Below are 26,017 nucleotides of genomic sequence, written 5' to 3' on the forward strand. Positions count from 1 at the left end.
TAGCTTGGCCCTGCTCCGAGTAGGTACCGCCTTCACGCCAGTGTAAGGCGAAAAACCTCCATGACAAGCCAGGTTATCCACAGGCCTTGGGGATCATGTGTGGACAATTGTGGAACACACCGGTGGATATCCACCACTTCTGTGGATAACTTGGGGATAAGTATGGGAGTTTCTCACCTATGATGCCCAAACTTCCGTATGATTCCGCGGTTTTTGCTTGTGGACCAAACAATTCCGCTAAAAACTTTTCCCCAACCTTCAAGCTCAACTCTCATGTTGACAAGACGGATATCCACGCGGTACACACCCAAAAATGAAAGTTATCCACAGGTTTGTGGGACTTACCCACAGACTCACCCAAGTAGAGGTTGAAGGTTTGGCACAAGTGCACGCAATGTGTCAGCCGCGAGCTCGTTGACTATAGCGACCACAGCATCGACGCGGTCCGAATGCTGACTCCCTTGCCAACCTCGCCCACGACTCCGACGCGCTCCGCACCGGGAATCTGTGGCATAGTGTTCTCCCGACACGGGGTGCACCCACTGAGGTGCTGAGATCACACCCGTTGAACCTGATCTAGTTCGCACTAGCGAAGGGATGTCCCCACAATGCATGCCTCCGTGCGCCCACTTTCTGCCGGCGCATCGACCCCCGGCGCCCAGCGCGCGTCTCACCGAAACACCGCCCCGAGCGACGACACTGTTCCATACGGCGACACCGTCCCGTGCGTCGGCACTGTTCCATGCGTCGTCACGATCGCCGGAACAGATCCGACCGGCGGCGCTGGTTCAGCCGCCGATATCAAAAGCATTCATGCCGCTGGCGGCTATGCCCTCCCCGTGACCACCGCGGTGCTGGCGCAGAATAGCTCGCGTGTGACCCACATCGAACATATGAGCCCAACCGTGGTACGTGCACAACTCGATGCCATCGCGGAACATGCGCGCATCGATGCGGTCAAAATCGGAATGCTCGGCACCGCGGCAAACGTCCAGGCTGTGGCTGAATGGCTCAGCGAAGCGAAACCACAGCTGATCGTGGTCGATCCGGTCATGATCTCAAGCAGCGGAACCGCCCTGATTGCGCCTGAAGCATTCCCTGAAGTTGCGGCGCTCTGCGCTGCCGCGGACGTCGTAACCCCGAACGCCCTCGAGCTAGCGGAACTGACCGGTTCGACCCGCGGCGAGAACCACGCCGACGTGTGCAACCAGGCACGCGCGTGGGCCGAGCGGCACGGGAATGTTGTGATCGCTAAGACCGGCCACCTGGATTCTGAGCAGACCACAAACTACTGGATCGAGTCCGGCGCCGAACCCATCGCGATACACACCCAACGCGTTGACTCCTCGGCAACCCAGGGCACGGGATGTGCGCTCGCGTCTGCGCTCACCACGAGACTAGCTGCGGGAGATGCTCCTGCCCAAGCACTCGCATGGGCCAGTGATTGGCTGCACCACGCGATTTCTCACGGCGAGCGCCTCGATGTCACGCTCACACGTGGCCAGCCCCTGGCAGGTCCCGTGGATCATTTCCATCACGTCCGCGCCGCCATGCCCCAGCCGCACATGCCGCAACCGGAGGCGCCTGCGCCTCCCGGCCCGCTCCAGCATAGCTCTGGCGCTTGCGAGGGCGGCGGCTCGAAGTGACTTACCAAGCACAAGCGAATACCAGACTGCCGCACCCCGCGCATTCACGCCCAAACAGAAAGTTCCCACCGCGTGCGAAGGCCGCTCTCCAGGCGGGGGTCGTCGGTAACTGGGTGGATAACATCCACATGTTTCTGCCGGTCATCGCGCTCGCTCCTGCCCTCGAAGTTCTGGCCGGTCCCGCGGCGAGCGCTACAACCGGTGCCGGCGCAGGCGCTGCCGTCGTGATCGCGATGTTGCTCGGCAGGCCCGTGGGTGGGCTGGTGTTCGGTCGCATTTCTGATAAGTGGGGGCGAACCCGCGCCACGAGGCTCGCGCTTGTAGGCACGGCGGTGTGCGCAGCCGCGATCGCGCTGGTTCCGACCCACCAGGTGTGGGGTGTGTGGACGTTCGTTGCCGTGGTGGCTGCCCGGTTCGTGGGCGGGGTTTTCATCGCGGGTGAGTATTCAGCCGCGATCCCGCTGGCGATGGAATGGTCTCCTCCCCGTTTGCGGGGCTGGTTTTCGGGGCTCATTTTGTCGATGGCGCCGTGGGCTCAAGCTTCAATCGCGTTCGCTACTGCGATGATGTTGTCTTGGTTGGGCACGGATGCGTATGCGGTGTGGGGTTGGCGGGTTTTGTTCGCTTTCGCTGCGTTAGCTTCGCTCGGGATGTACGTCTTTTACCGTTTCTATGTTGAGGATTCTGCACCCGGCCATATCGGCAACCATGCTCAACGTGCAGTGCATCATGGGGCCGGACGCGTCGTCGACGTCGTGGCTGGACCGTTCGCTGGCCGTTTCTGGCAGATCTTTGTTCTGCTTTCGGGCTTGTGGTGCATGACGGTCGCAACGGTCTTGATCTTGCCCGCGCATGTTGGTTCCGGCGCATCTTCTGCTTCCAACACCGCTAGCGGTTCCGCTACGGCTGCCACTGCTGGCTTGGATGCCGGCGCCATCGCGTTGGCGATGGGCGTGGCCTCGGTTGCGCAGGCTGTTGCGATGGCGGTGCTGGGCCACGTCTCAACCCGGCTGGGTCGCCGCCGGTTCTTTATGGCGTGGGCGTTGCTTGCCGGGACTGTGGGTGTTGCCGCGTGGTGGTGTGCTGTCTCTGCGTCCTCGTTTGGTGCTGCGGCCGCGTGGGCTGCGGTGGCTCAGGTTGCGACGGTTTCTGCGTATGGCCCTGTTGCCGCGTACATTTCTGAGGCGTTTCCGGCTCGGGTTCGTTCGACGGGCTATGGGGTTGCGTACTCGTTTTCGTTGATTCTGCCGATGCTGTATCCGCTGTGGTTGCCTGTCGTGTCCGGTGTGGTGGGTGCGCAGGTTTCCGTGGTTGCCGTGTTGTGTGTGGGTGCGCTTTTGGTGGGTATGGGCGCGGCGTTGGGTCCTGCGCAGCGTTCGAGTGAGGAGTTGCCGAGGTGAGTCTTGTGGATACGCGCGAACACATGGCCGCGTGTGTGGATGCGGTGCGCGGCCGGGTTCCGTTGGTGCATTGCATGAGTGCCGCGGTGTCTTTGAGCATGGTCGCTGATGGCTTGTTGGCTGCGGGTGCCCGGCCGTTGATGACGGAGACGCCTGCGGAGGCTCCCACGATGACCGCGCATTCCGATGCGTTGCTGGTGAATCTGGGGACCTTGAGCGAGGCCGGGGCGCGTGGCATTCCGGCGTCTGTTGCGGCTGCCCGGCGGCATGATGTGCCGTGGGTTTTGGATCCCACGGCGGTGGGGTTGGCCCCGGTGCGTACGCGGCTGGCGGGTGAGTTGTTGCGGCCCGGCGGTTCCGCTCCGCATGTGATTCGCGGCAATGCTTCTGAGATTGTGGCGCTAGCGGGTGTTGTGGATGGCGATGCGCGGTTCAGTGGCGCTGGCTTCACTGGCCGGGGTGCTGATGCGGGGCCTGTGGCGTCCGATGTGGTGCGTGCGTGGGCCTCGCAGCTTGCTCGGCGTGTGGGTGCTGTGGTTGTGGTGTCGGGTGCCGCGGATGTGGTTATGGCTGAGGATGGCGCGTTCTGCGAGGTGGCCGGCGGCGACAGGTTGTTGACTCAGGTGACGGGCACGGGCTGTTTGCATGGCGCGTTGATTGCGGCGTGCGTGGGCGCTGGCGTGGATGCGTGGGTTGCCGCGGTGGGTGCGAGCGCGTGGCTGGCCCGTGCCGCTGAGATTGCCGCGGCGGAGGTCTCCGCGGGGGCGACCGGTACCGCCGAAGCTGCTTCGCCTCCGCGCGGTGGCCCGGGCTCGTTCCGGGTCGCATTGTTGGACGCCTTGTACCGCGTGGGAGGTGCCGAGCATGACCTTTTCACCCGATAGCGCGGCACCTGTTGACGTGCGCTGTTATATGGTCACGGCTGGTTTCGACCGTTCCGTTCCCGCGTTAGCCGCGCAGTGTGCGGCGGCTGGGGCGGGCATCGTGCAGGTTCGGGTTAAGGACGTGCCCGCGCGGGAGCTACTCGAGGCGACGCTAACGGTGGCTCAGGCGGTTGAGGCCGCCAATCCGGCAACTCGTGTGGTGGTGGATGATTCGGTTGAGGTCGCCGCTGCGGCGATGCGGCGGGGCGCTCACGTGCATGGTGTGCATGTGGGCCAGGATGATCTTCCGGTGCCGGATGTTCGTGCGCTGTTGGGTTCGGATGCTGTCGTCGGGCTGACTACGGGCACACTTGAACTCGTTGAGCAGGCCAACGAGTGGTCGGAGCTTTTAACGTATGTGGGGGCAGGCCCTTTCAGGCCCACCCCCACGAAGGATTCGGGTCGTTCCCCGATAGGTGTTGACGGTTATCCTCGGCTTGTCGCAGCTTCCCGAGTGCCTGTGGTTGCTATCGGCGATGTGCATCCTGAGGACGCTGCCGCGTTGGCTTCCACTGGTGTTGCCGGAGTCGCGTTGGTGCGCGCTTTGGCTCGTTCGCGTGACCCTCAGCGGGATGTCCGCCGGGTGCTGTCCGCATTCGATGCCATTGCGGCCAGGTAACCGTGTTTAGCTCATCGTGTCCTCGCTACGTGGCGAGGTTGCGCGTGTTTAGCTGTCGCGTTTGAGGATCTTGCCGTTCTTGACGCCACTCTTGACGTCGATGTAGATGTCTACATCGGAGCCGCCGCCCTCTGGGTAGATCTCAACGTTCCACATGATCTGGCCTTGTTCCTCGACAACGCTGACGTCATCGAGGGAGCCTGGGGTGTCCTTGAGGGCGGTTTCGATCGCCTTGCGGATGTCGGTCTTGATCGCGTCGTATTCACGGCGGTCGTCGGCATCTGCGTTTTCGACGTCGTCGCGTTCGATGATCTTGGAACCGTCGGCAGCGATCTTAATTTCGTGGATCTTGCCGCCCTCGTAGACTTCTACTTCCCAGCCGCTCTTGTCGTCATCCCAGTCGAGGTCAACGACCTTGCCGCCGATTTCTTTTTCAGCGGTGTCGATCGCCTTGAGAGCGTTGTCCTTGCTGCCACCCTTGGTTGGGGCCGCGGCGTCGTTGTTGTCATTATTGTCGTCAGCGTCGTCAGAATCGTCCATGTCATCGCTGGTGTCTTGCGATGCCATGTCTTCAGACTCAGTGTTCTGCGTGGCTTCCTGAGTCTGCTGAGTTTCGCTCTCGTTGGAGGAGTTGTTGTCCTCCGCTGGAGTGCCACATGCGGACAAAGCCAGCGCGAGGGCAGCTACGGACGTGAGGGCTAAATGTTTCTTCTCCATGGCTTAAGCCTATGCATATGTGAAAGGGGATTTCACTGATTATTTCTAAGCTATAAGCCTATTTAGGTGTTCCGCTCAAGCATGTGACACCGGGCTCCAGGCCGTTACGCCGTCACGAGTTCGCGGTCTCGCACCTGCGCGAGGTCGTGGAACGTCTTGCCGTGCAGCACGATCGGTTCGCCGTGGTCTTCGCCCTGGGATACAGCGTGAACCTTCAGGAGCACGATGGTGTGGTCGCCTGCCGGCACGGTGTCGTAGACCGAGGTTTCCAGCCACAGTGCAGCGCGGTCCAGGAACAGCGCGCCGGAGTCCGCCAAGGTGACGTCGAGGCCGTTGAAACGCTTGGTTTCGTCGCGGGATGCGAGCTGATAGCAGACCTCGCGATGCTCATCTGCAAGCACGGAGACGCCGAGGCGGTAGCCGTGCTTGAGGCGCTGCCACGTACGGGATTCGTTTCGGACGGAGAACGAGACGAGCGCGGGCTCATATGAGATTCCGACTGCGAAGCTCGAAGTGACCATGCCTTCGTGGCGTCCACCTACCCGCGAGCACAGGGCTGCGACCCCTACTGGGAATCGGTCGAATGCGGTACGCAGGGTTGCCTGGTCGAAAGTATGGGTCAGGGACATGGCGATTCATCCTTCGCGGTTACGGCCGTCCTCTATGGCCGGCGCAGCTTGCCGTCGGCATTCCCGACGGCCGAATCGTCACCTGGGGCACCCCACCTACGCGAGAGGGTTGCCGACGGATTAGCCAGGGCCTAAAAATCCGTACTCATGATTCGTGTTTTAAACGATAAGCAGTTCTGCGAGGGGCCCGCAACTGGATGTGTCGTTTAATTCATTTAATGAGACGAACGCCGCCACCCTTCGCGGGTGACGGCGTTCGTTTATGCTTCAGAGTTCGTAATCTTCGAGCCTGCGCAGTGCGCTAATGCTCGGTTTTACTTGCCCTTTGGCGTTGCAACAACGTGCAGCGTGGTGTTCGCGAGAACGTCTTCGTGCAGGCGGACGGTGGCCTTGTAGTGGCCGGTGGTCTTGACCTGCTGTGCGATCTCGATGGTGCGCTTGTCGACCTTGCCCAGGCCCTGAGCCTCGATTGCTGCTGCAACGTCGGCCTGCTTGACGGTACCGAAGAGGCGGCCGGACTCGCCAGCGTTAACCTCGATGCGGATCTCAGCAGCCTTGAGTGCTTCAGCGATCTTCTGTGCTTCTTCGAGGTTCGCTACGCGGTGGGCCTCGCGAGCGGCCTTGATGGACTCGACGTCCTTCTCGCCACCCTTGGTCCAGATGATCGCGTAGCCGCGTGGCAGCAGGTAGTTGCGTGCGTAGCCGTCGCGTACTTCGACGATGTCGCCAGCAGCACCCAGGCCGGTTACCTCATGCGTGAGAATAAGCTTTGCCATGTTTCTTCTCTCCTCCTTCTTGCTTAGCCGCGGCCAGCGCCGGAGTAGGGAAGCAGAGCGACTTCGCGCGCGTTCTTGATCGCCTGAGCGATCTTGCGCTGCTCCTGCACGGACACGCCAGTTACACGACGAGCGCGGATCTTGCCGCGGTCAGAGATGAACTTGCGAAGAAGGGCGACATCTTTGTAGTCGATGACCTCGATGTCGGCGGCCTTGAGCGGGTTGGCCTTAGGCTTAGGCTTGCGAATTTCAGGCTTAGCCATCGTGGAGCTCCTTAGTTTGTTTTGGAGCCCGCAGTTTTAGCTGCGGGATGGATGTTGGATTGGAACGATTTAGAACGGTGGTGCGGACTGGCCAGGGTTTGCACCCCAGTCGCTTGAGCCGCCAGAGTTACCCCACGGGTCGTTAGCTGGAGATTGCTGAGGTGCTCCCCAGTCTCCGCCGCCGCCCTGGGACTGCTGCTGGCCGCCGAAGCCGCCACCTTGGTTGCCGCCACCAAAACCGCCGCCGGTGTTGCCACCGAAGCCGCCTTGATTGCCGCCACCGCCGCCTCCACGCTGATTGCGGGAGACCTGCGCGGTTGCGTAGCGCAGGGCCGGGCCGACCTCGTCGACCTCGAGTTCCCATGCGGTACGGCGGTTGCCGTTCTGATCGTCATAGCTGCGGGCACGCAGACGACCCTGGGCGATGACGCGCATACCCTTGGTCAGCGATTCCGCCACGTTTTCGGCGTGTTCGCGCCATACGCTGCAACGCATGAAGAGAGCTTCGCCGTCTTTGAACTCGTTAGTCTGACGGTCGAAGAGGCGAGGAGTCGAAGCGATCGTGAAGTTCGCTACCGCGGCACCAGATGGCGTGAAGCGCAGTTCTGGATCGGCGGTGAGGTTACCCACCACGGTGATGATGGTTTCTCCAGCCATGTTTCCCCCTAGCTTGAAGCGTTAAACGTGGTTGTGCCCGCGTAGGACGCGCTTACTTGATGCGCTGGTCCTCTGGGCGGATGATCTTGGTGCGCATGATGGACTCGTTGAGGCCCAAAACACGGTCAAGCTCGGATGCGGTCTGTGGCTCAGCGGTGAAGTTAACCACTGCGTAGATGGCCTCAGCCTTCTTGTTGATCTCGTAGGCCATGCGGCGACGACCCCAGATGTCGATGTTCTCGACGGTTCCGCCGTCCTTGGTTACGACCTCGAGGAACTTGTTGAGCGTCGGTTCAACGGTGCGCTCGTCGACCTCGGGGTCAACCAGCAGCATCAGTTCGTAGTTACGCAAGTGAACCCACCTCCTTTGGACATGAAACGGGCACGGTCTTTCCGTACCAGGAGGTTCTATTGCGGTATCCCCTGCCCTGCATGTGAGGGCGTCCAGGCCTGCCGGAACACACATGACAATGCGGTTGCCAGCAAAACTTGATAGAGGACAACAGAACCAGTCTACCCATAGTCCGGGTGAGGACGTAATCCCCTGTGGATAAGCTCACTCTGGCAGAGGCCGCTCACGACGGCTCGGTGCGGCACTCAGTGATAGAACACGGTGTCTAGAACAAACGCTCGGGCAAGCGGCGTTCCATGACGGGAATCAAGCTCTTGAGGTACGTGTCACCGACGTGGTTGCCGTCGCGGTAGATCAGCGAGTTACCAGCAACTACCGGGCACGTGTCCTTGGTGCAGAAGTGATCGCTCAGGTCCATGACGTAGATGTCATCGAACCGCTGTGCGGCTTCGATCGCCGGATCATCGAGCAGTCCCTTCTCGACGGTGAAATCACACACCCCAGGACGGTCCATGTTTTCGGAAACACATGTGCGCGGCCGAGGAGTGTTCTTGTTGGTAGGCGGAATCGGGGTGTCCCGAACCACCACGAGCTGCGCTCCGCTCTTCTGCAGTTCCTTAAACGTCCGCTCGTAACCATCCACAGCATCGCCGCGGAAGGTTGAACCTGAGTAGTTTTGCGTGATGATCACGTCAGGCTCGTCTTCAAGAACCTGTTCGATCGACTTCTTATTCGGTTCAACACAGCGCTCTTCAGGGTCAACGAGCTTCCGCGGTTCAAGCGACATCGGGCACGAAGCCTTGGTGTACGTGATGATGCGCCAATCGTGCTCCTGAGCCATTTCCTCGAGCGCGGGGACCAGCATCTGAGAATGTGAATCCCCCATGACAGCCACCGTCTTCTGACCGTCTTCTTTACCCTTGACGCAGCGCGGAGTGGACGTCTCGGTTGCGCTTGGGAAACAGTCATCCGCCGAGGTTGTATCAAACTCAGCTTCCAACGGTACCGGTGTGATCGCCGAACCATACGGCAGTGCCGGCGGGAGCTCATCTGCACGCTCCTCGTCCACGACCAACCGGCCGCCCGGGCTCTCCGGATCCCCCGCATCGAGCTTTTCATCCTCAGCCTTTGTGACCAGCGGATCCCAGGCGCCAGCACCAAACCCAGGCTTTTCGGCCTTCAACAGCTCTGCCGCGAGCTGCCTCTGCTCCTTAATGAACGCATCGATGCGCGCAGTCGGGGCAAACGCCACCGCAACCGCAACGATCGTCGCAACCCCGCCGGCAATCCACGCCGGCAGCGGCGAAACCTTCAAACGCTTCCACCGCCGCACCGGCTCCTCAACGAAACGCCACGAAAGGTGAGCAAACACAAGCGAAACCAACACGAGAATGACCGCTTGCCACCAGTACGGCTTGTGGCCAACGATCTGCACGAAAACCATGAACACCGGCCAATGCCACAAGTACAGCGAAAATGAGATCTTGCCGACCCACTGCACCGGCGCCCAATCAACCAGCCAGTTGAGCGAAAGCGGGCCGCTCGTACGGCCCGCGATAATCACCACTGCGGCACCCACAACGGGAACAAGCGCCGTCACACCAGGGAACGGCGTTTCCTGCGTGTAGGCGAAAATCGACCAGCACATCGCCGCCAACCCCGCCAGCGCGAGCAGCGAGCGCCACGAAACGCCTCCGGCTACCCGTTGTCTGCGGCCCGGATCATCCTTGAGGATGTGCGGCGCCAGAGCCGCAATCATGCCGCCCGAGGCGAGCTCCCACACGCGAGTGGTCGTGACAAAATACGCCGCCGGATCGCTCGAACGAACCTGAAATTCAGCCCACGCAAGCGAGGAGACGATCACTGCCGAGAACAGGATCGTCGCGTAGGCTCGCAAAGACAGCTTGGTGCGACGAGCCAGCCAGATCGCCACAACCACGATCAGCGGCCACACAACATAGAACTGCTCTTCAACGCTGAGTGACCAGTAGTGCTGGAACGCGGTCGGAGCGTTGTCCTCAGCCAGATAGTCCACGGAATCGAAGGCCAGGACCCAGTTGACGACGCTCAACAGACTCGCGATGCCCTCGCGAGATATCTGTTTCCACTGTTCTAAAGGCCACCAGATGAACGTCGCGATGATGATCGCGCCAGCCGTGACCGTAGCCGCCGGCATGATGCGCCGAATCCGAGCAGCCCAGAACTCGGCAAGATTGATCTTGCCGTGCGTTTCTGCATCACGCAGAAGCTTCGACGTGATCAGGAAACCTGAGATCACAAAGAAGATATCGACGCCAACAAAACCACCCGGGGCAGTTTCTGGGTGGAAATGCCATGCAACAACCGCGAGAACAGCAATCGCACGTAGCGCTTGAACCTCCGGAAGGAACTTCCTAGGTTGCGCGCTGCGCGTGCGATCGCTGCCTCCGCGCGTGGATGTGCCGTTGTGGGACATGCAGGGGATTACATCACGTCTTAATCCTCATCTCCAGAACTGGAAACGACTTAAAAGTAAACGCAGATGAGATGCCCAGGAAACGTTGACGCTAAACTACGCCGTGTAAAAGACCTTCGCGACCTTGGACAGGTCATGCAGATCGCTCACGCCAGCGAGTTCGCGGGCCGAGTGCATCGACAGAATCGGGATACCCACGTCAACTGTGCGGATGCCCAGGCGGGTCGCCGCGATCGGGCCGATCGTCGAACCACACGGGATGTTGTTATTCGACACGAACTCTTGGCTCTCAACCCCCGCCTCGCGGCACCAGCCAGCCCACGCGGCAGCACCCACTGCATCGGTCGCATACCGCTGATTAGCGTTGATCTTCAAGATCGGACCCGAACCCAAAAGCGGCTTGACCACCGGATCATGATGCCCCGCATAGTTCGGGTGGATCGAGTGCCCCACATCAGAAGACACGTGCCAGGATTCCGCGTACGCCCGCGCCTGCTCCTCGGCCGAGGCGCCCAAGCCCGCGTAGATACGGTTCAAAACATCCTCAAGGAACGGACCAGCCGCACCCGAGCGCGAAGCCGAACCGAGCTCTTCGTGGTCGAAAGCCGCGAACATCGCGATCCGCTCAGCATCTTCGCTCACGCCTGCCTCGGCGGCCTCACCCAGCGCAACACAACCCGCGTGCACGGAAGCCAAGTTATCCAGACGGCCTGCCGCGAAAAACGCCTTGTCCTTACCGAACGCCTGGCCACGCGCCGAATCCGCAACCACCGCATCGAACCCATCGATCTGCTCAGGATCAACGCCAGCAGACGCCGCGAGCTCAGCCAACAGGTCATGCTCGGTCGGAACACCCAGGCCCCACACGGGCTGAGTCTGAACCTGCTTATCCAACGCAAGCTTCTCGTTTACGCCGCGATCCAGGTGGACGGCCAGTTGCGGCAAACGCAACAACGCGCCTGTATCCGCCAAAACCACAGAGCCGTCGCGCATCGCCAAGCGGCCAGCAAGACGCAACTCACGGTCCAGCCACGAGTTCAGAAGCGGGCCACCGTAAATCTCAACGCCGGCCTGCAACCAACCGTGGTTACCCGTGGTCGGCTTCGGCTTGAGCTTGAAACCCGGCGAATCCGTGTGCCCACCAAAAATATTCGACGGCGTGGTCGGCCCAGCGTTTGCGGGCACCGTCCACGCGATGACCGCGCCGTCGCGCACCACCACGAACTTGCCGCCACGCTGCGCCGGCCATTCGTCATGTTCAGCTAGCCGCGTGAAACCCTGCGCTTCCAGACGGCGAGCGCTTTCCTCCACCGCGTGATAGCTCGAAGGGGACGCATCAATAAAATCCGCGAGATCCTCTACATACGTCAACGCTTCAGTCATGACTCTCCTTTGTGCGCTGGAAGGGTTTCACTCTCTTTAGTATGGCTTGCCGGAGCCCCTACGCCAGCATGAGCCCCCGCCGAATCTTCAGATGCCGATGCGGTGGCACGGTCGGTAGCGGTGCGCGAAGCTGGTTCTGGGCTTGCGAACAAGCCGCCCAGCGGATCATCCAAACCGACCCGCCGCACAGGGTCCTCATCCGGCTGGAAAATGCACCGGATTACAAGGAGCATCAGGGCCCCTAGCGAGACGATGTGACCCAGAACCGCGAGGCTGAAAATCCAATCCGGGAAGAATCCGCTCGTCTTATCCGGGCCAGTCATCGAATACAGGCGCATCCAGATCGCAACGAAATGCAGAACCTCAAACAACTGCCACACGAGGAGGGCGCGCCACCGTGGGTACGCGAGCACAGCGAGCGGAACCAGCCACATCACAAACTGCGGCGAATACACCTTGCCGATCAACACGAACATCGCGATGATCAAAAACGCGAGCTGGGCAACACGCGGCCTGCGTGGGGCAACCAGCCCCAGCATCAAAACGAACAGGCACCAGCAGCCAAAGAAAATGATGCCGAGAACCGAGATCGCATCTGCCGTCACCACAAGCTCGGGAGCCACGCTGCCAACCGTCATGTTCCACAGCTCCCACGTCGAGGAGAAACCCGCGCCACGGTCGGACGAGAACGTGTAGAAAACAGCCCAGCGTTTCGCATCAATCAAGATCACCGGCAGGTTGACCACAAGCCAACCGATCGCGGCACCACCCGTGATCTTGCCGAAAACCTGCCAACGGCGCGTGCGCCACGCCAGCGTGAAAAAGGCTCCAAGTAGTAACAGCGGGAACAGCTTCACTGCGCCGCCGATACCAATCAGGATCCCGCCGAGCCACGGATGTTCACGCGCAATCGCGAGCAAACCCGTGACCATGAGAGCCACCGCCCACATGTCCCAGTTGACCGTCAGCGCGAGGATGATCGCAGGGGAGAGAGCAACCATCGCGGCATCCCAGATGCGCCGAGAACTCATCTTCGCAACCGCGATCACCACGATCGCCCACAAGACCACCGCGAAGAACGCGTTGATATCGAAGTAGAGGAGCACCTGATCGCGGTGCTCGAGCGAACGCGGAACGAGGAACGCAAGGGCCGAAGCGATGATGGCCATACCCGCCGGATACTCAAACGGAGTCTGCGCTGCATCGAACGGCGCGAGCGGCGTCTCAGCGAAACCGCGGGCACCCCACAACGCCGTCCAGTCCGAATAGCACATACCTATATAGCGGTACGGATCAGCCCAGCCGTTAACGCGACATGTGGTCTTCGTGAAGATCGCGATCACACCCGCAACCGCAACCATAACCAACAAGACCCGTTCAATGCGCCAAAACCCAGGAGAGACTACGCCTGGGGCTGTTCGCCGACCTAGCGGTCCTCCGATCGCACCCACCAAAGACTTCGCGACGGCGTCGTTGCGGCTCGGCACCGTGACGCGCAACGGCCCCTTTTTTGCTCCCTTAGTCATGCGTCCAAGCCTACGTTGAGGTGGTTAATTTAGTGTTCACCGTGGCCGCTATCGGGTTCATTTAGTATTCACGTCGATCACGGCCTATGGACACATCCCGCTCTTACCTTGGCATATGTGACCACTTCAACGACTTCCCCACAGCAGGCCGCTACGGCCAATGAAAATTCGAAGGCGCCGCGAACCGGCGCGACCGTCATCATCCCCGCTCGCGGCGGATCCAAAGGCGTGCCACTCAAGAACTTGCGCCCCATCGCAGGCCGCTCACTCGTCGGCCGCGCGATCGACGCCGCGCTCGCTACTGAATCGGTCACCAGTGTCTACGTATCAACAGACCACCCAGGCATCGCCGACGAAGCCCGCCGTTGCGGAGCCGGCGTCATCGAACGCCCAGCATCCCTCTCCGGCGACACCGCATCGAGCGAATCCGCCATCCTGCACGCGCTCGGAATCCTCGAATCCCGCGGCGAGCGCCCAGCCGTCACGGTTCTGGTGCAGTGCACTTCGCCGTTCATCCGACCAGAAGACCTCCAAGCAGCCGTCACCGCGGTCGAAACGAAGTCAGCAGACGTCGCGTTCTCAACCGTAGAAGATCACGGCTTCCTATGGACCCGTACCCCGAACGGCAACGTCACGGCAGTCGGCCACCAGGTCGCTTACCGTCCACGCCGCCAAGACCGCGCACCGCAGATGCGTGAAACCGGCGCGTTCTACGCAATGAACACCGAAGGGTTCCTCGAAACCCGCCACCGATTCTTCGGAACCCTCAGCGCGGTCGAGGTCCCAGCATGGACCGCACCGGAAATCGACAGTCTCGATGACCTCGAGCACGCGATCCGCATCGCGGAACTCCACGAAGCGCCTGTACAAGCGCTCGATGTTGACGCGCTCATCATGGACTTCGACGGCGTCCACACCGACGACTCCGTGACCATTACCCAAGAGGGAACCGAATCCGTCAAGGTGTCCCGCTCCGACGGCATGGGCATCAAGATGCTCCGCCAAGCGGGCGTCCCGATGGTCATCGTGTCCACCGAAACCAACCCCGTCGTAACCGCCCGAGGCAAGAAGCTCAAGGTCGAGGTTATGCAGGGCATCGAACACAAAGCCGAAGCCGTTGCCAACTGGATCAAGGACAACAACCTCGACCCGGCCCGGGTCGCATTCCTCGGCAACGACATCAACGACCTGCCAGCGTTCGCAGAAGTCGGATGGCCACTAGCTGTCGCAGACGCACAGCCGGTCGTCGCACGCACCGCCCGCCTCACCATCTCCGCTCGCGGCGGACACGGCGCGGTACGCGAAGTATGCGACCGCATCCTGGCGGCACGCAACGAAAACCGAGACGTCAACGACCCCGCAGGCCTCCTGCCTCGATCTATCAACCGTTCACCAATCTCCGCTTAAACGACGAGACAACCAAAACTTCAAGCCCTAACGGCTACCTTGTGAAAGGACTCAAGAAAATGACTCAGCCAACCAAGACTGTTCAGATCGGCGAAAAGACCCTCGGCGCAGACCAGCCTGTCTACGTCATCGGCGAAATCGGCATCAACCACAACGGTGACGTCGACATCGCAAAGCAGCTCATCGACGTGGCTGCAGACGCCGGCGCGGACGCTGTGAAGTTCCAGAAGCGCACCCCAGAAATCGCTGTTCCGGAGCACATGCGCGACAAGCCACGCCAGACCCCATGGGGCGAAATGACCTACATGGAGTACAAGTACCGCGTCGAGTTCGGCGAGAAGGAATACAAGGAACTCATGAAGTACGCAGCAGCGCAGGACCTGCACTGCTTCGCTTCCCCATGGGACGTCCCTTCCGTTGAGTTCCTCGAGGACCTCGGCGTTGTGACCCACAAGATCGCGTCCGCATCCGTGACCGACAAGGAGATGCTGCGCGCCCTCCAGCAGACCGGCAAGCCACTCATCATGTCCACCGGTATGTCGACGCTCGCTGAGATCGACGAAGCCGTCGCGATCCTCGGCACCGACAACCTTGTGCTCATGCACTCGTGCTCTACCTACCCAATGCCACCAGAGGAAGCCAACCTCCGCGCAATCAAGACCCTCGAAGACCGCTACGGCGTTCCAGTGGGTTACTCGGGCCACGAAGACGGCCTGCAGATCTCCCTGGCAGCAGTCGCCCTAGGCGCTGTCACGGTAGAACGCCACATCACCCTCGACCGCACCATGTGGGGCTCCGACCAGGCCGCATCCCTCGAGCCAAAGGCCTTCGAGGAGCTCGTCGCTGACATCCGCATCCTCGAAAAGGCTCTGGGCGACGGCCGCAAGCGCGTCATGCCAGGCGAAGCAGCTAAGAAGGACTCGCTGCGCCGCGTGACCGAAGACCCAATGGCAGTAAAGGCCAACTAACGCCTCCTCACATGGAGCGTCGAGTCAACGTGAATATTGGAGGATCCGTGACTGCATCCGCAGTACCTACCGAGACACGCTCAGAAGAACCTGAGCGCATCTCGCTGATTGTGACAACCCACAATCAGAAAAGCCTGCTCCCTGACACGCTCATCTCTGCGACTCGGCAGATGCCTGCCGGTCAAGAAGACCAGCTCCATGTCATCGTGGTCGACGACGGCTCAGACGAAGACGTCGCGGACGTCATCGAGGCGTTCCGCCCAGTTCTGCCACGCCTCACGCTTCTGAAGAACCCGGTTGCGCGCGGTGTCTCAGCCGCGCGCAACCGGGGCCTCGACGTTGCTCGCGGAACCTACATCGCCTTCCTCGACGGCGACGACTGGCTCGAACCGAACAGCCTCAGCGTCCGCGCCGAAACGATGGATCGGCTCGGGGTCGACTTCGTCCGCACACCGATCATCGAAGAAAACCGCGGGACCCGCACCGTGCGGCGCTTGCCAACCGGCCGCCTCGGAACAGTCGAGAACCCGCGTGACTTCATCATGCCTCCGAACCACACGACCGTGATCGACAACCCGTGGGTCACGGCAGGCATGTACCACCGTCGGCTCCAGGACGAACACGGTGCCCTCCGTTTCGACGAGAGCCTCCTGACCGCAGAAGACCGCTTATGGTTCTGGCGCGTCATGCTCGCCGCATCGAGCTGCGCATTCATTGATGCCCCAACGACGCTGTGGCGCCGCGGCATCAGCACAACGCTGACCCAGATCGGCGACGAACGCCAGATCCACTTCGCCTACGCGTTCGGCAAGATGGCGGATCTGCTCAACAAAGACCGGGAACGCGAGCGCTTGATGCCTAAGCTCGCCCGCCAGTTCCTTGCGATCACGTGCTTCCAGCTCGAACGGAAGAGCCGGCTGAGCAAGGAACTCCAGCACGAGATGTACTCGGCGATCCAAGTGACCGCGCAGAAATTCGATCAGGGCATTCTCCTGGAAACCGTGAAAGACCTGGGGCCTAAACGCCAGAAGCTACTCGCCCCAGCGCTTCCCGCGATGCACCAGAAAGTCGAAGGTGCGAGCTTCATGTCCGCATTGCTTTCATTCCGCCCTTCCGTACACTTCCCGAACTCTGACAACGCAAAGAGCAAACGATGACTCAGCTTTTCCAGGCTTCAACCCTGTACCAGGTGGCGTCACTCGCCGCTATGATCGACGCCGGCGCTGTCCCTGAAGACGACGACCGCGTCCTGTGCATCGTTGACACGACCCGCCAGCCGGAGCTCGTCCCTGGCATTACCGGAGCCACTGGTTTCGAAGAGCTTTCCTCACGCTTCGACCGTGTCATCAACTTGGGTGAATTCATCCGCCCACTACGGCCGCACCAGTTCGCTCCACGCGACTTCGAAACCCCGATGTGGCGCAAGCTCCTGTGCAAATTCTTCGACCTGCCGCTCACGGAGCCAGGCCACGCATCCAAGATCTCTCTATGGCTCGAGTCCCTCCAAGTCAATCCGGGGCGGGCACTCGCGAACATCTTCCATGACGCACCCATCACCGTCCACGCGGATGGGCTCATGGCCTACGGTCCGCTACGTGACCCTCTGCCCATGTCCATTGGTTCGCGACTGGATCGCGTTGTCCACCTCGACATCGTGCCCGGCCTCAAGCCTCTCTACGGCAGGGAATGGGACGCAGCCACCGATGCGGTAGCGCTTGAAAACTTCACTCACGTGATCAATGAATGGGCTAACAAAGTTGAGCCTTCTGAAGCGTGCGCGAGCATCATGCGCTCCGGAAAGCCGGCAGGCTTTATCCTGGGGCAGTACCTCAATGAGCTCAAGCTCATCACCGACGAGGAAGAGCACGAGCTCACCACCAACATGGCTCAAGCAGCGGTCGACGCCGGCGCCGAGATCATTGCATTCAAACCGCATCCTTCGGCTTCATACGCTTCCCGCACCGTTGTGCGCGAAATCATTGAATCCGCGGGCCTCGAGTACGTGGAAATTACTGACACCGTGCCCGCAGAGATCGTCGCAACCTGGATCAAGCCAGTCGTCGCAGTCTCGATCTTCTCAACCGCGCTCGCAACACTGCATTACGGCTACGGCATCCCCGCTGTCTCAATAGGTGCAGACCAGGTGGTTCACAACTTGAACCCTTACCCGAACTCCAACCGAGTGCCAGTTATGCTCGCGGACGCGCTCTTCCGTCGCAACATTCCCGCACCAGATGAAGAAAAGCACAGCGGCGCCTCGCACGACCAAGAACTGGGCTCCCATTACGAAGGTCGCCTCCAGGCCCTCCTCAACACCGTCGGTTACACGATGCAACCCGACCGGATGAAAGACCTCTACCCATCGGCCCACGAGTTCTGCACAGCAGACCCTGAACTCCGGAAACTCTACATGCGCAAGAGTCGCCTCTACCGGCTCGGCCTCATGAAAACGAACCCGGAGAACTTCTACGAGCACTTGGTTGGGCACCTGGACGACGCCATGGGAACCAACAACCTCACCGCACTCAAGAAGAAACTTCAAACCTCGAAAATCCTCAAGCACCCCACAAACGCAGCAGTTAAAATCCTCTCGTCGTTTGGTCAGCGGAAGTCGCGATGAGCACCACCCGTAAGCCTCGGTCCAGGCGCGCGCCCCGCGCCCCTCAAGAAACCCCGCGGCCGCGGCTCGGCACGAGCGAAATCTGGGTTGAATCCCCACTCCAGCTGCTCAGCGCCATCGAAGCACACGCAGCAGGCCTCACCGGCACATCGACTACGGTTCGTGTCCGACCCGGAATCCCCGGGATCAACAAAACCGCCGACACCCTCGCCAACAACGTTCCGCAAGGCATCACCATCGATACGGAAAGCGGACACATCACACCCCTCAGCTCATCACCGATGAACCGATGGGGTGCCGGAGACATGTTCTCCGGCCAAGTACAAAAAGCGATGCTCGGCACCCTTGGTGACCGCGAAATCATCATCATCGACGATGGCCTGGCAACCCTCGCATTCCTAGACAAACTCAGCCACAACAGCCCGACGCCACTCGTACGTGACCGAGGCAAGAGGACTGCCGGACGCATCGCCCTCGGGCTCGCTGCATGGCACCGGCTCCGTTGGGCAGCCAAAAACAACCGCGTGCTGCTCATCACCGCGTTGCCGCTCGTCCCAGAACTCTCCGAACGGCTCGCCCGCATTGGCGTGCGCGTTGAACACCACGCCTTCGAATGGTCCCGCAGCCAGCCGGCCGAGGAATCCTTCAGCGAACAAACCATGCTGATCGGTTCAGCGCTGGCCTGCGACGGCCTCATCGAACCAGAGCCGTACATCAACTGGATCAAACAGCTCGCCTCGGATGCCCCGCTGGCCTACTTCCCACACCGACGCGAACAAGGCGAACTACTCGAAGCGATCCGGCAAATCCCCGGCGTCAACGTGCAAGCCACCACAACCCCCGTAGAACTTCGCCTTCGCGGGCTACGTCCCCTCCAGCGCGTCGTATCCCTCCCATCGACCGCCGTAACCTCACTCCGGCTCCTGCTGGCCGGCCGCGGAATCGACGTGACCTACAAACGCATCCCGGACTCATGGTGGACACCTCAAGCCACCCCCGCGCTGAGGCAACACCTTTTGTCTTCAGTCTCGCTCAAACAAGGTAAGGAAAAACATGACGGTTAGGACCATCGCGGCCATCGCCGACTCCGACTCATACCTCAAGTACGCCGTCCATTTCCTCGACCAGCTCAAAGACTGGCGGCGTCAAGTAGTGGTCGTACGTTCCCACGTGATCCCGACCTCAGTACAGACCCGCGCCGCGCTCGCTGGCACCTTCCTCGAAGGCCGCCCGCCAGCAGTCGTGCCCGTACGCAAACTATCCGCCAACCTCAACCCGATGCCCGACGTCGTGCTCATCGCCGCAACCGGGCCGATCGCGCGGGAAGTCCTGATCCACTTCGCGTCCCTCAAAAACCGTCCAGCACTCATCACCGCTCTTCCAGGCATCGCATTCCCGGCAACCTCGCGTGCCCTTGGATACCGTGAACTCGCCGACACCTTCATGGTGCACTCGCTTGCAGAAGCCGACACGTTCGCAATCCTCGGCGAAAAGATGAGCCTCGACGGGATCACGCCACGCGCTATCCTCCCTAGCGGAAGCAGCTTCGATGACATCCGTACCACCACCTTCGACGACGCGAGCGCATCCGACGCTGACGCTACCGGCGCTGACGGACTCGACCCAGAACGCCCGGCTATCGACGAACCAGACCCAGCCGACGCGCCCGAAATCGTCAAAGCAGCACAAGAACGCGGTGAAACCCCAGCCCCTCCGCTCGAAGAAGAAATCATCCTCCCTCCGAGCTTCGCAGTGGGCCGTCTGCCCATGCTGAACCACCACGAGCCGCCCGCGCCTGACGAAACACCGGTCACCCGCATCGTGTTCGCGCCGCAAGCAAAAATGCCGTTCGAAGAATCCGAACGCCTCGAAATCCTCAAAGCCCTCGCCGAAACCAAGCGCCAGCACCCTGACGTCGAAGTCATCGTCAAACTGCGTGCGCTACGCGGCGAACCGCAGACCCACATCGAACGCTTCCCCTACGACTACCTGTGGGAAAAATACTGTGCCGAAACCGGTGAAAACGAACACCTGCTGGACTTCCAGACGGGTTCCCTCGCCGAACGCCTCACGCCAGGCACAGCCCTCGTGACCGTGTCGTCCACCGCAGCGATCGAAGCCATCGACCTCGGACTGCGCGTAGGAATCATCTCCGACTTCGGTGTCACCGAGAAGCTCCTCAACGCGATGTTCAGCGAATCCGGCCTACTCATGGCGCTCGATGAAATGCAGGACCTCGACATCCCGCACGCGAACCAGCAGTGGCTACGCCGCAACTACTTCCACACCCCGGACGACGTCGCCGCAGCACACCGCCGCGACATGGAACACGAACTCGTATCGCTGGCCGACGCATCCCGCAAGGGATACCTCGATGTCTCAGCGACAGCGATGGCTCGCGCCCGCACCCGCGCATGGCGCGCACGTCTCAAGACCGCGCTACCTGCACCCGTTTTAAAGGTCGCGCGCAACGTACGCAATGCCGTCCGAACATAAGACCAGCGCCCCAACGTGGATGCATGCCCCAACTAGTGCACCTGACCGGTGGTAGACATCCAGCGCATCGAAGCGAACTCCGCTCGGGGCATGCACTAAAATGAGCCCAGATCTCTTGTGCCGCTTTCGCGGTGCCCTTATTCGCTATTTCCAAGGAGACGGTTTCCGTGTCGGATAACGCAATCCGCGTCGCTATCGTGGGCGTCGGCAATTGTGCGACCTCGCTCGTGCAAGGCGTTGAATACTACAAAGACGCCGCCGCAGACCAGACCATCCCAGGTCTGATGCACGTGCAGTTCGGCGACTACCACGTCAACGATGTGAAATTCGTTGCCGCATTCGATGTCGACGCAAAGAAAGTTGGCCTCGACCTCGCCGACGCGATTGAAGCCTCCGAAAACAACACCATCAAACTGTGCGACGTACCGAAAACCGGCGTGACCGTACAGCGCGGCCACACCCTCGACGGCCTCGGCAAGTACTACCGCGAGACCATCGAAGAGTCCACGGCAGAGCCAGTCGACGTTGTCGCGGCCCTCAAGGAAGCCGACGTCGACGTCCTCGTCTCCTACCTGCCGGTCGGCTCCGAAGAAGCGAACAAGTTCTACGCTCAGTGCGCGATCGACGCCCGCGTCGCGTTCGTCAACGCACTCCCAGTGTTCATCGCCGGAACCACCGAATGGGCCGAGAAGTTCCGCGAAGCCGGCGTGCCCATCGTCGGTGACGACATCAAGTCGCAGATCGGCGCAACCATCACGCACCGCGTCATGGCCAAGCTGTTCGAAGACCGCGGCGTCATCCTGGACCGCACCTACCAGCTCAACGTTGGCGGCAACATGGACTTCAAGAACATGCTTGAACGCGAACGCCTCGAGTCCAAGAAGATCTCCAAGACCCAGGCCGTCACCTCCAACACGTCCGCGAAACTCGCGGAACGCGACGTCCACATCGGCCCATCCGACTACGTTGGCTGGCTCGATGACCGCAAGTGGGCTTTCGTGCGCCTCGAAGGCCGCAACTTCGGCGACGCCCCGGTCTCGCTCGAATACAAGCTCGAAGTGTGGGACTCCCCGAACTCCGCCGGCGTCATCATCGACGCGATCCGCGCCGCCAAGATCGGCCTGGACCGCGGCATCAGCGGCCCGCTGCTGTCGGCATCCTCCTACTTCATGAAGTCCCCACCAGTGCAGGTCAACGACGAGCAGGCGCACGCCGACGTCGAAGCCTTCATCCGCGGCGAAAAGGACTCCTAAGCCGTTCTGAGCCCCAGCTAGGGCATACACATAACGATGCGGGCCGTCACCAACCATGGTGACGGCCCGCATCGCTTTAAGTAGGTGACGCTGTCAATAGGTGACCTAGGCGTCCTGGTCAGCTGTCCTGCTCAGCCCACCAGTCCAGCAGTTCCTGCTTCGCTTGCTCTTCCGAGACCGGCCCGCGGTCCAGGCGCCGATCCAGCAAGAACTTATAGGCCCGGCCCACAACAGGGCCTGGCTTAATGTCTAGGATCTCCATGATCTGCTGACCATTCAGGTCAGGGCGGATCGCGTCCAACGCCTCCTGCTCGGCGAGCTCCTCGATACGACGCTCCAGGTCGTCATACGCGTGCTCAAGACGCTCAGCCTTCCGGCGGTTCTGCGTCGTCACGTCAGAACGCGTCAGCAAATGCAGCCGGCTCAAAACATCGCCCGCATCATTCACGTAGCGGCGCACCGCCGAATCCGACCACGCGACATCCGCATACCCATAGAACCGCATGTGCAGCTCAACGAGCCGCACCACTGCCTTGATCGTCGCATTGTCATAACGCAACGCACGCAGGCGCTTCCGCGCCATCTTCGCGCCCACAATCTCGTGGTTGCGGAAACTCACCGCGCCATTTTCGAACCTGCGCGTGGCCGGCTTGCCGATGTCGTGCAGAAGCGCCGCCAAACGCAACACCAAGTCAGGGCCAGGCACCGCATCGTCCTCCGATGTGCCCTCATGGTCAATCGCCTGCCGCAAAACTGTCAACGAATGCTCATACACATCCTTGTGATGATGATTCGCGTCCGTAGCCATGCGCAACGCCGGCAACTCAGGGAGCACAAACTCAGCCAAGCCCGTCGAAACCATGACATCCAAGCCAGACGCCGGATCAGCACCCAACATCAACTTATTCAGCTCGTCCCGGACCCGCTCAGCAGACACAATCTCCAAACGCGACGCCATCTGCCGCATCGCTGCACGCTCCGGCCCAGCCAACTCAAAACCCAACTGAGACACAAAACGCGCGCCACGCATCATCCGCAACGGGTCATCCGAAAACGAAATCTCCGGACCAGACGGAGTACGCAAAACACCGGCCTTAACATCCGCACGCCCACCATACGGATCCACCAACTCAGCCGCCGGCAACCGCAACGCCATCGCGTTCACCGTGAAATCACGGCGAGCCAAATCATCCTCAAGCCGCTCACCAAAACGAACATGCGGCTTACGCGACCCCGCATCGTACACATCAGCCCGGTACGTAGTGATCTCAATATCCTCACCACGCTTACGCAACGCAATCGTGCCGAACTCACGGCCCACATCCCACGTCGCCTCAGCCCAACCCCGAACCACATCCAAAATCTGGTCCGGAGTCGCGTTCGTCGTGAAATCTAGATCCGGTGCGGCCCGGCCCAAAAACAGGTCACGCACCGGCCCACCCACCAGCGCCAACTCAAAACCAGCAGCCGTAAACCGCTCACCCAACTCCAGAGCAAGCGGCGGCAACTGCACATCACGTAGATCCATCACGCTCCTTATCTTTCCAGATACCGCGCAAAGAACCCGACGCGAACAAACCCAAATTACAGACAAACCGCACGACACACAGAGACCCACAAGCTGTATTAGCTAAAGTGTCGGATATGAGTGACCACGTTCCGAACCCACAGCGCCGCACACCGTTGACGGCCGCTTTGGCGTGGGAACGTACCCGAACCCTGCGCGCATCACAGCGCTTAACGCCCTCAACACCAACCGTTGAAGAGGTCTCCGCGGGCGGAATCGTGATCGATCCCGACTCCCACGACCTCCGCGTAGCGATCATCGCCCGCTACAACCGTGCAGGCCGCCTCGAATGGTGCCTCCCTAAAGGACACCCCGAAGGCCAAGAGACACACGAACAAGCCGCCGTACGAGAAATCGCAGAAGAAACCGGCATCCACGGGCAAATCCTCGCCCCGCTCGGTTCGATCGACTACTGGTTCATGGTGCCCCAATACCGGGTCCACAAAACCGTCCACCACTTCCTTTTAATCGCGACCGGCGGCGAACTCACCATCGAAAACGACCCCGATCACGAAGCCGTCGACGTCGCCTGGGTTCCGCTCATCGAACTCCCGCGCCGACTCACCTTCCTCAACGAACGCAGAATCGCCGAAATGGCTCGAGAGGTAATCGAGACGCATGAGCTCTGAGAGCACCACAACCTCGACGGGACACACAACCCCAGACCTCGCCAACGAAACACGAGAAGGGGCATCTGCGCGCCGCGGCAAAGCCGTAGCCCTCATGGCGTCCGGCACCCTCATCTCCCGCGTCCTCGGGTTCGTGCGAACAGCGATGCTCGCCATCGCGATCGGCTCAACAACATACGTGGCAGACATCTTCGAGAAATCGAACACGATGCCCACGATCATCTTCATGCTGCTAGCTGGCGGGGTTTTCAACGTCATCCTCGTGCCGCAGCTCATCAAAGCATCCAAGAACGCGGACCGCGGCAGCGAATACACGTCAAAGCTTCTAACCCTCACAATCCTCGTGATGGCGGCCATTACCGCAGTCCTGATGGCCGGGGCGCCTGCGCTCATCAGAATCCTGTCCGCGGGATGGTCCGAGCCCATGATCGCCCTCGGAACCATCTTCACGTACTGGTGCATGCCGCAAGTGTTCTTCTACGGGGTCTACGCCGTGGCAGGCCAGGTACTGAATGCGCACCACCGCTTCGGCGCCTACATGTGGGCTCCGGTCGCGAATAACGTCATTCAACTCGCCGCGCTCGGAACCTACCTCGCGATGTTCGGCGCATACGCCGGCAACTCCGAAGAGCACTTCGAGACCTGGTCCAGCACCCAAACCCTCGTCCTCGCAGGCGGGGCCACCGCGGGTGTGACTGCTCAAGCACTCGTGCTCTTGTGGCCTCTCAAGACACTCGGGCTCAAGCTACGGCCCAACTTTCGCTTCCGCGGAATGGGCCTGCGTAAAGTCGGCCGCATGGCCGCCTGGACACTGCTCGCCATGGCCATCGGCAACATCGTCAACCTCTACACCGGCAAGGTCGTCTCCGGCGCGACCGCGGTGCGCGCAGGCAACCCGTCCGTTCCAGGCGAAACCGCTTTCAACCAGGCGCAACTGATCGTCATCCTCCCGCACAGCCTCTTCGCGCTCTCCCTCGCCACTGTTCTGTTCAACGAGTTCTCCAACGCATTCAGCGAAAACCGGGCCAAAGACGTCGGGCCTCTGCTCTCACAAGGCCTACGCACCATCGCGGTCCCGATGTTGTTCTCCGCAGTCGCACTCATCACGCTGGCTGGGCCGCTCGGCCGCCTCTTCGGCGGCACAAGCATTCACGCCGAAGCCGCCGGCTCCGCAACCGCGATACTCATCGCCCTTATGGCCATCGGGCTGCCCTGGCAGTCCTACAACTTCTTCTTGATCCGCGTCTTCTACGCCAAAGAAGATACTTTTACGCCGATGCTGTTGCAAACCTTCTACTCGGCCCTCACCCTCACAGCAGCCATCGTCATCGCCTACACACTGCCGTGGGAAATCCGCGCCCAAGCGCTCTGCATCTCGTTCCCCATCGCACACATCTCACAGACCATCGTCGCCCACCTCACCATCCGCAAAAAATACGGAACCTACGGTGCGGGCAACGTCATCGGCCAATACATCAAAATCGGCTGGTGCGCCTTCCTCTCCGGCCTCATCGGCGCTGCCGTCGCCTACAGCCTCGGCGCCTACAGCTACGGGTGGGCCTGGAGCGGCTACCTACCAGCCATCACCACCATCGCCGCAACCGGCATCGTGATGCTAGCCGCCTACATCGGAATCCTCAAACTCGCCCGCATTCCAGAACTAGACGACTTCCTCGGGCCCGTGCTGCGCAAACTGAAGATCTCCCGCTAACGCGCCGCCGCTAAGCCACC

At 60.9% G+C, this 26,017-nt stretch carries 23 protein-coding genes and 2 riboswitches; of the genes, 13 read left to right on the top strand and 10 right to left on the bottom strand.

The genetic code is table 11. From position 1 onward, the window contains the following. The first annotated feature begins 519 nt into the window (after nucleotides 1-519). Nucleotides 520-615, top strand: a riboswitch (TPP riboswitch). 5 nt (nucleotides 616-620) lie between these two features. From JOD50_RS04230 to JOD50_RS04245, 4 genes are all read left to right on the top strand, one after another. Beyond that, nucleotides 621-1,646, top strand: a complete 1,026-nt coding sequence (locus tag JOD50_RS04230; protein ID WP_204880540.1) for a PfkB family carbohydrate kinase — start codon at nucleotides 621-623, stop codon at nucleotides 1,644-1,646. 128 nt (nucleotides 1,647-1,774) lie between these two features. Beyond that, complete coding sequence (locus JOD50_RS04235; RefSeq protein ID WP_204880541.1) at nucleotides 1,775-3,046, top strand: MFS transporter; 1,272 nt, start codon at nucleotides 1,775-1,777, stop codon at nucleotides 3,044-3,046. Then, on the top strand, nucleotides 3,043-3,930 hold the full coding sequence (thiM, locus tag JOD50_RS04240; RefSeq protein WP_338052011.1) for a hydroxyethylthiazole kinase: 888 nt from the start codon (nucleotides 3,043-3,045) through the stop codon (nucleotides 3,928-3,930). The genes JOD50_RS04235 and thiM overlap by 4 nt, the downstream gene beginning before the upstream one ends. Then, the gene (locus JOD50_RS04245) at nucleotides 3,911-4,588 is read left to right on the top strand and encodes a thiamine phosphate synthase (RefSeq protein WP_204880542.1); all 678 of its coding nucleotides are present in this window, start codon (nucleotides 3,911-3,913) and stop codon (nucleotides 4,586-4,588) included. Before thiM ends, JOD50_RS04245 begins: the two co-directional genes overlap by 20 nt. Before the next feature lie 48 nt (nucleotides 4,589-4,636). Here the strand turns inward: JOD50_RS04245 and JOD50_RS04250 are convergent, their stop codons facing one another. From JOD50_RS04250 to JOD50_RS04290, 9 genes are all read right to left on the bottom strand, one after another. Further along, nucleotides 4,637-5,305, bottom strand: a complete 669-nt coding sequence (locus JOD50_RS04250) for a PepSY domain-containing protein (RefSeq protein ID WP_204880543.1) — start codon at nucleotides 5,303-5,305, stop codon at nucleotides 4,637-4,639. Between the two features lie 104 nt (nucleotides 5,306-5,409). Continuing rightward, on the bottom strand, nucleotides 5,410-5,934 hold the full coding sequence (locus tag JOD50_RS04255; protein ID WP_204880544.1) for a flavin reductase family protein: 525 nt from the start codon (nucleotides 5,932-5,934) through the stop codon (nucleotides 5,410-5,412). 39 nt (nucleotides 5,935-5,973) lie between these two features. Then, nucleotides 5,974-6,087, bottom strand: a riboswitch (SAM riboswitch). A 161-nt stretch (nucleotides 6,088-6,248) separates the two neighbouring features. Next, nucleotides 6,249-6,710: a 50S ribosomal protein L9 gene (rplI, locus tag JOD50_RS04260; RefSeq protein ID WP_204880545.1), complete on the bottom strand. Its 462-nt coding sequence runs from the start codon at nucleotides 6,708-6,710 to the stop codon at nucleotides 6,249-6,251. Between the two features lie 23 nt (nucleotides 6,711-6,733). After that, on the bottom strand, nucleotides 6,734-6,973 hold the full coding sequence (rpsR, locus tag JOD50_RS04265) for a 30S ribosomal protein S18 (RefSeq protein WP_109303513.1): 240 nt from the start codon (nucleotides 6,971-6,973) through the stop codon (nucleotides 6,734-6,736). Nucleotides 6,974-7,042: 69 nt separating this feature from the next. Further along, nucleotides 7,043-7,630 carry a single-stranded DNA-binding protein gene (locus JOD50_RS04270; RefSeq protein WP_101630501.1) on the bottom strand — a complete coding sequence of 196 codons (588 nt, stop codon included), beginning with the start codon at nucleotides 7,628-7,630 and terminating at the stop codon, nucleotides 7,043-7,045. Nucleotides 7,631-7,682: 52 nt separating this feature from the next. Then, the gene (gene rpsF, locus JOD50_RS04275) at nucleotides 7,683-7,982 is read right to left on the bottom strand and encodes a 30S ribosomal protein S6 (RefSeq protein ID WP_035755761.1); all 300 of its coding nucleotides are present in this window, start codon (nucleotides 7,980-7,982) and stop codon (nucleotides 7,683-7,685) included. A 265-nt stretch (nucleotides 7,983-8,247) separates the two neighbouring features. Further along, nucleotides 8,248-10,437: an acyltransferase family protein gene (locus JOD50_RS04280; RefSeq protein WP_204880546.1), complete on the bottom strand. Its 2,190-nt coding sequence runs from the start codon at nucleotides 10,435-10,437 to the stop codon at nucleotides 8,248-8,250. Nucleotides 10,438-10,533: 96 nt separating this feature from the next. Beyond that, complete coding sequence (locus JOD50_RS04285; protein WP_204880547.1) at nucleotides 10,534-11,820, bottom strand: M18 family aminopeptidase; 1,287 nt, start codon at nucleotides 11,818-11,820, stop codon at nucleotides 10,534-10,536. After that, entirely contained in the window at nucleotides 11,817-13,346 is a 1,530-nt protein-coding gene (locus JOD50_RS04290; RefSeq protein WP_204880548.1) for a glycosyltransferase family 87 protein, read from the bottom strand. The genes JOD50_RS04285 and JOD50_RS04290 overlap by 4 nt, the downstream gene beginning before the upstream one ends. A 117-nt stretch (nucleotides 13,347-13,463) precedes the next feature. Between JOD50_RS04290 and JOD50_RS04295 the strand changes: the two genes are divergently transcribed. From JOD50_RS04295 to JOD50_RS04325, 7 genes are all read left to right on the top strand, one after another. Continuing rightward, nucleotides 13,464-14,753 (top strand): cytidylyltransferase domain-containing protein, encoded by a 1,290-nt coding sequence (locus JOD50_RS04295; protein WP_204880549.1) that lies wholly within the window; start codon nucleotides 13,464-13,466, stop codon nucleotides 14,751-14,753. A 59-nt stretch (nucleotides 14,754-14,812) separates the two neighbouring features. Continuing rightward, complete coding sequence (locus JOD50_RS04300) at nucleotides 14,813-15,721, top strand: N-acetylneuraminate synthase family protein (RefSeq protein WP_101630496.1); 909 nt, start codon at nucleotides 14,813-14,815, stop codon at nucleotides 15,719-15,721. Nucleotides 15,722-15,768: 47 nt separating this feature from the next. After that, a complete protein-coding gene (locus JOD50_RS04305; RefSeq protein ID WP_204880550.1) occupies nucleotides 15,769-16,878 on the top strand; it encodes a glycosyltransferase in 1,110 nt (369 codons plus the stop codon). Next, nucleotides 16,875-18,341 (top strand): polysialyltransferase family glycosyltransferase, encoded by a 1,467-nt coding sequence (locus tag JOD50_RS04310; RefSeq protein ID WP_204880551.1) that lies wholly within the window; start codon nucleotides 16,875-16,877, stop codon nucleotides 18,339-18,341. Before JOD50_RS04305 ends, JOD50_RS04310 begins: the two co-directional genes overlap by 4 nt. Then, nucleotides 18,338-19,405, top strand: a complete 1,068-nt coding sequence (locus JOD50_RS04315) for a hypothetical protein (protein ID WP_204880552.1) — start codon at nucleotides 18,338-18,340, stop codon at nucleotides 19,403-19,405. Before JOD50_RS04310 ends, JOD50_RS04315 begins: the two co-directional genes overlap by 4 nt. Then, nucleotides 19,395-20,837 carry a DUF6716 putative glycosyltransferase gene (locus JOD50_RS04320; protein WP_204880553.1) on the top strand — a complete coding sequence of 481 codons (1,443 nt, stop codon included), beginning with the start codon at nucleotides 19,395-19,397 and terminating at the stop codon, nucleotides 20,835-20,837. The genes JOD50_RS04315 and JOD50_RS04320 overlap by 11 nt, the downstream gene beginning before the upstream one ends. Before the next feature lie 167 nt (nucleotides 20,838-21,004). Continuing rightward, on the top strand, nucleotides 21,005-22,090 hold the full coding sequence (locus tag JOD50_RS04325; protein WP_204880554.1) for an inositol-3-phosphate synthase: 1,086 nt from the start codon (nucleotides 21,005-21,007) through the stop codon (nucleotides 22,088-22,090). Between the two features lie 118 nt (nucleotides 22,091-22,208). Here JOD50_RS04325 and JOD50_RS04330 read toward each other — a convergent pair whose 3' ends face one another. Further along, a complete protein-coding gene (locus JOD50_RS04330; RefSeq protein WP_204880555.1) occupies nucleotides 22,209-23,618 on the bottom strand; it encodes a CCA tRNA nucleotidyltransferase in 1,410 nt (469 codons plus the stop codon). Nucleotides 23,619-23,734: 116 nt separating this feature from the next. Here JOD50_RS04330 and JOD50_RS04335 point away from each other — a divergent pair, with 116 nt between their 5' ends. Further along, nucleotides 23,735-24,286, top strand: coding sequence for an NUDIX hydrolase (locus tag JOD50_RS04335; protein ID WP_101630489.1), 552 nt, complete (start codon nucleotides 23,735-23,737; stop codon nucleotides 24,284-24,286). Beyond that, nucleotides 24,276-25,997: a murein biosynthesis integral membrane protein MurJ gene (gene murJ, locus JOD50_RS04340; RefSeq protein ID WP_204880556.1), complete on the top strand. Its 1,722-nt coding sequence runs from the start codon at nucleotides 24,276-24,278 to the stop codon at nucleotides 25,995-25,997. The genes JOD50_RS04335 and murJ overlap by 11 nt, the downstream gene beginning before the upstream one ends. Nucleotides 25,998-26,017: the final 20 nt, after the last annotated feature.

The organism is Pseudoglutamicibacter cumminsii (assembly GCF_016907775.1).
GTDB lineage: Bacteria > Actinomycetota > Actinomycetes > Actinomycetales > Micrococcaceae > Pseudoglutamicibacter > Pseudoglutamicibacter cumminsii.